Origin of the sequence: Streptomyces sp. PA03-6a (assembly GCF_033792765.1) — a bacterium.
Lineage (GTDB): Bacteria > Actinomycetota > Actinomycetes > Streptomycetales > Streptomycetaceae > Actinacidiphila.
This window is the reverse complement of sequence record NZ_JARAVK010000332.1, coordinates 1-8,087: the sequence shown is the minus strand read 5'-3', so window position 1 is coordinate 8,087 and position 8,087 is coordinate 1. Positions and strand designations below refer to the sequence as shown.

Genomic DNA, 8,087 nt, shown 5'->3' with positions numbered 1-8,087 from the left:
CCCGCCAGGGGGGCGGCCGGCCGGGGGCGTACCGCTCCGGCCGCGCCTCATGTGCCGCAAACGCAACCAGCGGGTTCGTCATGAATGACGAACCCGCTGGTCGACACCGTCGGGACGACAGGATTTGAACCTGCGACCCCTTGACCCCCAGTCAAGTGCGCTACCAAGCTGCGCCACGTCCCGGTGTCGCTTTCGTCCCGGGCTTCCCGCCCGGCCGACCGCGCACGAGAACAATACCGCACGTCGTCGGGTGCTCGCTCGCACCATTCCCGCAGCACGCCGGGCGCCGCCGCGACGGGGTACCCGGCCCGGGATGAGTAGCCGTACTCATGTGGCGCGGGCCACGACGGCCGGATGCTTCGGTCATGGCGAATCCGATCCAGCAGCAGACGACCGCGGCCTTCTCGGCCCAGGCCGCGATCTCGTTCGCCATCGCCCTCGGGGCGATGGTCGTGGGCATCGCCTACCTGCCGGTCGGCCCGTGGGTGCGGGCCTTCCTGGCGGTGGGACTGCTCTACGTGGTGACCTCGGCGTTCACGCTCGCCAAGGTCGTCCGCGACCGGCAGGAGGCCGGGCAGGTGACGAGCCGGGTGGACCAGGCCCGGCTGGACAAGCTGCTGGCCGAGCACGACCCGTTCAAGGTCGACGGGGTGTAGCCGACTCGTCGCCCAGCAGGTAGCGCGCGCCGGGGCCCTTGGCGGCGGCGGTGTCGTCCGGGTTGTACAGGGCGCACTTGCGCAGGGAGAGGCAGCCGCAGCCGATGCAGCCGGTGAGGTTGCCCTTGAGCCGTTCGAGCTCCGCGATCTGCTCGTCGATGCGGCGGGTCCAGGTGCGGGCGACGGTGTTCCATTCGGCGGCGCTGGGGGCGCGGTCCTCGGGGAGCCGGGCGAGGGCCGCGCCTGCCTCCTCCAGCGACAGGCCGACGCGCTGGGCGGCCCGGATGAAGGCGATACGGCGGAGCGTGGCGCGGGCGTAGCGGCGCTGCCCGCCGGCGGTGCGCTCGGAGCGGATGAGGCCGAGCTCCTCGTAGTAGCGCAGGGCCGAGGTGGCCAGGCCGCTGCGGGCGGCGAGCTCACCGATGGCCAGGCGGTCGCGGCGCGGTGCGGGGTCGCTCATGGGCCCGAGGATAGCGCTTGACCTCAAGCCGACTTGAAGTTGCATCCTCTCGATATGACTCCGACCAGCACGGACACCGCGTACGGCTACGACGATCTGCGGCGGCTGATGTCGCTCATGACCGGCGACGAGAAGCACGGGCCCGCCGCCACCTCCACCCTGGACGTGTTGTGGGTGCTCTACGACCGCGTGCTGCGGGTGACCCCGGGGACCGCGGAGGACGCCGGCCGGGACCGCTTCCTGCTCTCCAAGGGCCACGGCCCGATGGCGTACTACGCGGTCCTCACCGCCAAGGGCTTCGTCCCGGAGGGGTGGCTGCCGGGCTTCGGATCCTTCGGGTCGCCGCTCGGTCACCACCCGGACCGCGTGCTCGTGCCGGGCGCCGAGATCGGCTCCGGCTCGCTCGGCCACGGGCTGCCGATCGCCGTGGGCAGCGCCCTGGGGCTGCGGGCGCAGGGCCTGACCGACGCCGCGGTGTGGGTGCTGGTCGGCGACGCCGAACTGGACGAGGGCAGCAACCACGAGGCCGTCGCCTTCGCCGGCGCCGTCGGCCTGGAGGGCCTGCACGTCGTCGCGGTCGACAACACCTCCGCCACCTACCGGCGCCCCGGCGGTCCGGCCTCGCTCTTCGCCGCCGAGGGCTGGTCCGTGGCCACCGCCGACGGCCGTGACCACGAAGCCCTGTACGAGGCGTTCACCATGCCGCACCCCGGACGGCCGCACGCCGTCGTCGCCCATGTCGAGTCCAAGCGCTGACCGCCGCCCCGAGCCGAGGAGACCTTCCCGTGGACACCATGCGTGAACGCTTCACCTCCGTCGCCGGACGCCTGCTGGAGGACGACCCCCGGCTGGCCGTCGTGCTGGCGGTCATCTCCGGGGACCGCTTCACCGACGCCGTCCGCGCCCACCCCGACCGGGTGGTCGACGTCGGCATCCGCGAGCAGCTGCTGGTCAGCGTCGCGGGCGGGCTGGCGCTGACCGGGCTGCGGCCGATCGTCCACACCTTCGGCAGCTTCCTGGTGGAACGCCCCTTCGAGCAGGTCAAGCTGGACCTGGGGCACCAGGGCGCGGGCGCGGTGCTGGTCAGCGCGGGCGCTTCATACGACATCGCCGCGGGCGGCCGCACCCACCAGGCCCCCGGTGACGTCGCCCTGCTGGACACCCTCGACGGCTGGACCGTGCACGTGCCCGGCCACCCCGACGAGGCCGAGGCCCTGGTCCGGCACGCGGCGGCCGACGACGACCACCGGGTCTACGTGCGGCTCAGCGAGCAGTCCAACCGCACCGCGCGGCCGGTCTCGCCGGGCCGGTTCCGGGTGCTGCGCGAGGGCCGGGCGGGCGTGGTCGTCGCCGTGGGCCCGCTCCTGGACGCCACGCTGGCCGCGGTCGCGGACATGGACGTGACCGTGCTGTACGCCTCCACGGTGCGCCCCTTCGACGCGGCCGGGCTGCGGGCGGCCGTCGCGGGTACGGACGCGGCGGACGTGGTGCTGATCGAGCCGTACCTGGCGGGGACCTCGGCGCCCTTCGCCGCCGAGGCCCTGCTCGACCTGCCCCACCGCGTCCTGGCCCTGGGCACCGCCCGCGCGGAGTTGCGCCGCTACGGCACCTGGCAGGAACACGTGGCGGCGCACGGCCTGGACGCCGCCGGGCTGCGGGCACGCATCGGGGGCTTCCTGGCGGGCTCCCGCCACCCGGCGCGCCTCGCGGGCTCGGGCGCCCGCTAGCTCCGGGCGCCCGCTAGCTCCAGGGGAGCTCCGCGCGGTGCCGCCAGTACGCCGGGGCCGGTTCGGCCAGGGCGGCGAGCCGGGCCAGGTGCTCCGCGTCGAGGCCGAGGGAGGCGGCCCGGGCGTTGGCGGTGACCTGGCCGGTCGTCGCGGCGCCGGAAAGCACGACACCGGCCCAGGGGCGGCGCAGGACCGCGGCGAGGGCGACGGCGTCGGGCTCGGCGCCGGTCCGGGCGGCCACCGCGGCGAGGGGGGAGTCGGGTTCGGCCGTGGCCAGGCGGCCGTTGGCCATCGCCTCCTTGACGATCACGGTCAGTCCCGCGTCGTGCGCCTCGGCCAGGGCGGGCCCGGCGGAGGGCTCCAGCAGGTTGTAGGTGGCCTGCACGACGGAGAACAGGCGCCGCCCGTCCACCGTCACCTTCAGCGCCACGCGGATCGCCTCGGCCTGCAGCGGACCGCTGGTGGACAGGCCGACGGCCACCCCGTCGGCCGCCAGCCGGGCGAGGCGTTCGTGGAGGTCGCGGTCGGCGAGGGCCGGGCTGTCCGGGGTGACGGAGTGGATCTGGTAGAGGTCGAGGCGGTCGCCGAGCAGGGCGCGGGTCTCGGCGATCTGCCGGTCGTAGGTGGCGGTGCCGTGGTCCTTGACCTCGTGCACCTCGGCGTCGGGCCGCCACCCGGCGGTGTAGGTGTAGCCCCACTTGCTGCCGGTCACGACGTCGGTGGCCTCGGGGTGGGCGTCCAGCCAGCCGGCCAGGAACTCCTCCGCCCGGCCGTATGAGCGGGCGGCGTCGAAGTAGCGGATGCCGAGCGCGTAGGCGGTGTCGAGGACCGCGTGGGCGCGGTCCCGCATCGCCTCGACGGTGCGGTCGGCGGGCAGGTCGGCGGCGCGGCCGAGGTCGATGTAGGCGGGACGGCCGACGGCGGCGAGGCCGAGACCCAGCCGGGGCAGGGGGGCGGTGACGAGTCGTTCGAGGGGCACGGTCGTCACCGTACTCCCGGTGCAGTACGCCGATCCGGTGCCTGAGGCGGACGTCGCGGGTGATCACCGGAATGCATAGTGGGAGCGTCACACTCGTCGTCCCCGTCCGAGGATCACGCATGCGATTCGCCCTGCCCAGGACCTGGCGCACCCGGCGGCGGCTGGCGGCCGGCGCCGCCGCCCTCGCCCTGCTCGCCGGAGGCGGCGCCGTCACCCTCGCGACGGCCGACGCCCCCGCGCCCGTGCGCCGCCAGGACCGGGTCTTCTCGCTGCCCGAGGCCCCGGGCAGTACCGCGAAGGTGCGGATCGACACCTCCTACTTCACCTCCGGCGGGTCGGCGCCGCGCCCGGCGGTGCTGCTCGCGCACGGTTTCGGCGGCACCAAGGACGACGTGCGGGCCGAAGCCGAGTCCCTCGCCCGCAGCGGCTACGCCGTACTGACCTGGTCCGCGCGGGGATTCGGCGCCTCGGGCGGGCGGATCGGGCTCAACTCCCCCGACGCCGAGGTCGCCGACGTCTCACGGCTCATCGACTGGCTGGGCCGGCGGCCCGAGGTGCTGCGCGACGGCCGTGACGACCCGCGGGTCGGCGTCGCGGGGGCCTCGTACGGCGGGGCCATCTCGCTGCTGGCCGCCGGGTACGACCGGCGGGTGGACGCCATCGCGCCCGCGATCACCTGGTGGGACCTGGGCGAAGCGCTGTTCCCGCAGGGCGTGTTCAAGAAGCTGTGGGCGGGGATCTTCTTCTCCACCGGCTCGCGCGGCGCGGCCTGCGGCTTCACCGCCGAACTGTGCGCCATGTACGACCGGTCGGCCGTCGCCGGCCGCCCGGACGCCGCGACGCTGCGGCTGCTGACGCGCTCCAGTCCCTCCTCGGTGGCCGGGCGCATCAAGGTGCCGACCCTGGTGGTGCAGGGCCAGAACGACTCCCTCTTCCCGCTCGACCAGGGCGACGCCATCGCGCGTGCCGTCGCCGCGAACGGCGCGCCCGTGGCCGTCGACTGGTTCTCCGGCGGGCACGACGGGGGCGACCAGGAGACCTCGCGGATCGAGGCGCGCACCACGGCCTGGTTCGACCGCTGGCTGAAGAAGGACGAGGGCACCGACACCGGGCCCGCGTTCCGGGTCACCCGGACCGGAGGCGTCGACACCACCGACGGCAGGGCCGTGCGGCGCGGCGCGGACGCCGACGCGTACCCCGGGCTGGAGGGCACCCGGACCCGGACGGTCCCGCTCGGCCGCCGCGCGCAGACGGTGGCCAACCCCGCCGGCGGCAGCCCGCCCGCGATCTCGGCGGTGCCCGGTGTGGGCGCCCTCTCCCAGCTCTCCGACCTCGGCCAGGGGCTGTCGCTGTCGCTGGACTTCCCCGGTCAGCGCGCCGCCTTCGACTCGGCGCCGCTGAGCTCGTCGCTGCGCCTGACGGGCGCGGCGACGACACGGGTCACCGTGGACACGGACGCGCCCGCCGGTGCGGTGCTCTTCGCGAAGCTCTACGACGTGGGCCCGGGCGGCAACGAGACCCTGCCGCACCAACTGGTCGCGCCGCTGCGGGTCGCCGGCGCCGACACGGTGCAGGTGCGGCTGCCCGCCGTGGACCACGAGTTCGCCGCGGGACACCGGCTGCGGCTGGTGCTGTCCACCACCGACCTGGGCTACGCCTCCCCCGTCGCGGCCGCCACGTACCGGGTGTCCCTGCCCGGGGGCGCCGCGCTGACGGTGCCCACGGACCCGGAACTGACCACCGCCCAGGGGACGCTGCCCGCCTGGGTGTGGCTGCTGCCGCTCGCCGCGCTCGCGCTGGCGGCGGCGCTGCTGCTGACCGGCCGCCGCCGGGCGGGCGCGGTGCGGCAGGCGCCGGACCCGGCCCTGACGGACGTACCCCTGGAGATCTCCGGGCTTTCCAAGCGCTACCACGGCGCGGCGGACCGCTACGCCGTGCGGGAGTTGTCCTTCCGGGTGGAACGGGGCCAGGTGCTGGGGCTGCTCGGCCCCAACGGCGCGGGCAAGACGACGACGATGCGCATGATGATGGGCCTCATCCGGCCCGACGCCGGAACGATCCGCGTGTTCGGCCACGCGATCCGGCCGGGCGCGCCCGTGCTGTCCCGGGTCGGGGCCTTCGTGGAGGGCGCGGGCTTCCTGCCGCACCTGACGGGGCGGGCCAACCTGGAGCTGTACTGGCGGGCCACGGGCCGGCCGGCGGCCGACGCCCACGTCGAGGAGGCTCTGGAGATCGCCGGCCTCGGCGAGGCCCTGGAGCGCGCGGTGCGCACGTACTCGCAGGGCATGCGACAGCGGCTCGCCATCGCGCAGGCCATGCTCGGCCTGCCCGACCTGCTCATCCTCGACGAGCCGACCAACGGGCTCGACCCGCCGCAGATCCGCGAGATGCGCGACGTGGTGCGGCGCTACGCGGCGGCGGGCCGTACCGTCCTCGTCTCCAGCCACCTGCTGTCGGAGGTCGAGCAGAGCTGCACGCACCTGGTCGTCATGGACAAGGGGCGGCTCGTCGCGGCCGGTCCGGTCGGCGAGATCGCCGGGAGCGGGCAGACGCTCTTCGTCGGCGCACCGGGCATGGGCGACGAGGAGCGCGAGGCGGTCGCCGCGAAGCTGTCGGCGCTGCCCGGCGTCGAGACGGCCGAGTCCGCGGACGACGGGCTGCTGGTCCGGCCGGGCACCATGACCGTGCCGGAGCTGCTGTCCGAACTCCTGCGGCTCGACGTGCCGGTGGAGCGCGTCGGCCCGCACCGCCGCCTGGAGGACGCGTTCCTGACCCTGATCGGAGGTCCCGCGTGACCGAGACCCTGGAACTGGCCGCGGGGTACCGTCCGGGCCGCACCCTGCCGCTGCGGGTGGAGGCGGTGCGGCAGCTGCTGCGGCGCCGCACCCTCGTCGCGTTCGCCGTCGTCCTCGGGCTGCCCGTGATCGTGTGGGCGGCCTTCGCGATCGGCGGCACCCCGCGGGGGCGGGACTCCGGCCCGACGATGATGGACGTGGCCACCGCCTCGGGCGTCAACTTCTCGCTGGCGGTGCTGTTCGTCTCCTCCGGCTTCCTGCTGACGATCCCGGTCGCCCTCTTCTTCGGCGACACGATCGCCTCGGAGGCCAACTGGTCCTCCCTGCGCTACCTGCTGGCCGCCCCGGTGCCCCGCGCCCGGCTGCTCGCCTCCAAGGCGCTGGTGTCCCTGGTCTTCAGCGCCGCCGCCGTGCTGGCGCTGCCCACGGTGGCGCTCGGCGTCGGCACGCTCGCCTACGGCTGGGGCGACCTGGAGCTCACCACGGCCGGCTCGCTGCCCCCGGGCACCGCGACGGGCCGGCTCGCGATCGCCGCCCTCTACGTCTTCGTCGGCCAACTGGCCGTCGCGGGCTTCGCCTTCTGGCTCTCCACGCTCACCGACGCACCCCTGGGGGCGGTCGGCGGGGCCGTGGGCGTCGCGATCCTCTCCAACATCCTGGACGCGATCACGGCCCTGGGCTCGCTGCGGGACGTCCTGCCGACGCACTGGCAGTACGCCTGGATCGACGCGCTCCAGCCGCGCCTGGAATGGTCGGGCATGCTCAAGGGCACCTCGGTGTCGCTGTCCTTCGCGGTGGTGTTCTTCGCGCTGGCCTTCCGCGGCTTCCGGGGGAAGGACATCGTGTCCTGAGGGGCGCGGGCGCGCCTGGCGGAACAGGCAACTGCTGGCCGCCGTGACGCTCGTGGTCGTGGAGGAGGTCTCGCTGGAGGCGGCCGAGGACGCCGCGCGGCTGCTCGGGGCGGCGGGCGCCGGCGCCCGGGTGCGCTGCACATGGAGCGGGTGCGTCTTCGCCCCAGGCTCCGGGCCCGGCGACGAGCAGCCGTGCACGCCTCCCGCATGGTCGGCGTCAGGCTGCCCGCCGGCACCCCGCTTCCTCCGCTGCTGAACCCGGCTGAACCGCTACACCGGGCTGCCCGCCGTCCCGACGGGCGACACCGGCGTGTCGGCGGAGGGATCGGCCGACGGATCCGCGCCCCAGGCGGCGGCGCACAGGGCGCGGGAGAGTTCGTCGGCGTAGACGGCGGCGGCGAGCCAGGCGAGGGCGAAGCGGTCGGTGTCGGCGGGCAGGAGGCGGCCGAAGGGGTCGCGGCCGCGGTCGGCCGCGGTGCGGTGGAGGTCTTCGAGGAGGTCCGCGGCGGTCGGAAGGGCGGCGCGGCGCAGGCGCCGGGCGTCGGGGGCGGAGTTCGTGGGGAGGGCGAGCACACGGCGGCCGCCTGAGGCGGCCTGGTGGACGCGGCGGAGCAGGAGG

At 75.3% G+C, this 8,087-nt stretch carries 8 protein-coding genes, 1 tRNA gene and 1 pseudogene; 6 read left to right on the top strand and 4 right to left on the bottom strand.

From position 1 onward, the window contains the following. Positions 1 to 109 precede the first annotated feature (109 nt). A tRNA-Pro gene (locus tag PV350_RS41805) sits at positions 110 to 183 on the bottom strand. A gap of 182 nt (positions 184 to 365) precedes the next feature. Between PV350_RS41805 and PV350_RS41800 the strand changes: the two genes are divergently transcribed. Beyond that, positions 366 to 656, top strand: a complete 291-nt coding sequence (locus PV350_RS41800) for a YiaA/YiaB family inner membrane protein (RefSeq protein ID WP_499515274.1) — start codon at positions 366 to 368, stop codon at positions 654 to 656. Here PV350_RS41800 and soxR read toward each other — a convergent pair. Next, on the bottom strand, positions 637 to 1,116 hold the full coding sequence (gene soxR / locus PV350_RS41795; RefSeq protein WP_500338629.1) for a redox-sensitive transcriptional activator SoxR: 480 nt from the start codon (positions 1,114 to 1,116) through the stop codon (positions 637 to 639). The two genes, PV350_RS41800 and soxR, sit on opposite strands and share 20 nt — an antisense overlap. A 54-nt stretch (positions 1,117 to 1,170) precedes the next feature. Between soxR and PV350_RS41790 the strand changes: the two genes are divergently transcribed. Both PV350_RS41790 and PV350_RS41785 read left to right on the top strand, forming a co-directional pair. Further along, positions 1,171 to 1,872, top strand: a complete 702-nt coding sequence (locus tag PV350_RS41790; RefSeq protein ID WP_499515272.1) for a thiamine pyrophosphate-binding protein — start codon at positions 1,171 to 1,173, stop codon at positions 1,870 to 1,872. Positions 1,873 to 1,901: 29 nt separating this feature from the next. Next, the gene (locus PV350_RS41785; RefSeq protein ID WP_500338627.1) at positions 1,902 to 2,843 is read left to right on the top strand and encodes a transketolase family protein; all 942 of its coding nucleotides are present in this window, start codon (positions 1,902 to 1,904) and stop codon (positions 2,841 to 2,843) included. 13 nt (positions 2,844 to 2,856) lie between these two features. On the opposite strand, the gene PV350_RS41780 is transcribed toward PV350_RS41785, so the two are convergent. Further along, positions 2,857 to 3,822, bottom strand: a complete 966-nt coding sequence (locus PV350_RS41780; protein WP_500338626.1) for an aldo/keto reductase — start codon at positions 3,820 to 3,822, stop codon at positions 2,857 to 2,859. 119 nt (positions 3,823 to 3,941) lie between these two features. On the opposite strand from PV350_RS41780, the gene PV350_RS41775 reads away from it, so the two are divergent. From PV350_RS41775 to PV350_RS41765, 3 genes are read left to right on the top strand one after another with little or no spacing between them, the layout of a single operon-like run. Further along, positions 3,942 to 6,617: an alpha/beta fold hydrolase gene (locus PV350_RS41775; protein ID WP_500338625.1), complete on the top strand. Its 2,676-nt coding sequence runs from the start codon at positions 3,942 to 3,944 to the stop codon at positions 6,615 to 6,617. After that, positions 6,614 to 7,468 (top strand): ABC transporter permease, encoded by an 855-nt coding sequence (locus PV350_RS41770; RefSeq protein ID WP_499515268.1) that lies wholly within the window; start codon positions 6,614 to 6,616, stop codon positions 7,466 to 7,468. Before PV350_RS41775 ends, PV350_RS41770 begins: the two co-directional genes overlap by 4 nt. Positions 7,469 to 7,511: 43 nt before the next feature. Next, positions 7,512 to 7,724 (top strand): hypothetical protein, encoded by a 213-nt coding sequence (locus PV350_RS41765; protein WP_500338624.1) that lies wholly within the window; start codon positions 7,512 to 7,514, stop codon positions 7,722 to 7,724. 14 nt (positions 7,725 to 7,738) lie between these two features. Here the strand turns inward: PV350_RS41765 and PV350_RS41760 are convergent. Then, a pseudogene (locus tag PV350_RS41760) lies at positions 7,739 to 8,087 on the bottom strand (hypothetical protein); the annotation flags it as partial.